The organism is Priestia sp. P5_B4 (genome assembly GCF_056400385.1).
Genome location: NZ_JBFULJ010001228.1, coordinates 1 through 873 on the forward strand (window position 1 = coordinate 1; position 873 = coordinate 873).

Here is an 873-nt window from a genome sequence, read left to right on the forward strand (position 1 = left end):
CTTTTACCGCCTTGCTTATATTCAGTCGCGCGCTTGCACTAACAGCGCTTCTTCTTCTTTTGCTTTTTTTCTTAATGCGATAAGCGTGATAAATTCATAAACAATGTTCGAGGCTGCTGCTGCTGTAATTTGTCCATGGTCATAAGCTGGCAGTACTTCTACTAAATCAAACCCGACAAAATCAATATTTATTAACCCACGAACAAATTGAAGCGCATCGTCAATACTTGCACCCGATACTTCAGGCGTTCCTGTTCCCGGTGCGTAAACTGGATCTAAAAAGTCAATGTCAAACGACAAAAATACGGGTCCTTCTCCTACACGCTCATGAATAATTTCTAGCATTCTTTCAACGCCCAGTTTTTTATATTCATTTGTCGTATACAGAGCTAGACCTAAGTTCTTTGCATCTTCTAAATCTTCAATTCCGTACAGACCGCCTCGCATACCAATTTGAATCGAACGTGACACGTCGATTAACCCCTCTTCAATTGCTCGTCTAAACACGGTACCGTGATTGTATTTTTGTTCAAAATAACTATCCCACGTATCAGAGTGAGCATCAAACTGTAAAAGCGCTACCGGTCCGTGTTTCTTCGCGATGGCACGAAGTTCACCAAGCGTCATCGAATGATCACCGCCTAGTGAAATAGGAATAATTCCTTCATCCACAACCGGCGTTAACCCTTCTTCAATTTTTTTATACGTTTCTAAAATATATCCCGGAACCACTGCCAAATCGCCGTAGTCCACACCTGAAATGTAGTCAAAAATATTAATCTTTTGTTCTGGGTTATACGGACGGAGTAAAATAGAGAAATCTCGAATAGCTTCCGGCCCAAAACGTGCTCCTGTTCGAAAAGATTGCCCTGA

The 873-nt window shown here is 41.6% G+C and carries 1 protein-coding gene; it reads right to left on the bottom strand.

What is annotated here, in order from left to right; translation table 11 throughout:
* Positions 1-21: 21 nt before the first annotated feature.
* Positions 22-873: agmatinase (speB, locus tag AC1DRF_RS30120; protein WP_477742588.1), on the bottom strand; the 852-nt coding region annotated here is incomplete at its 5' end.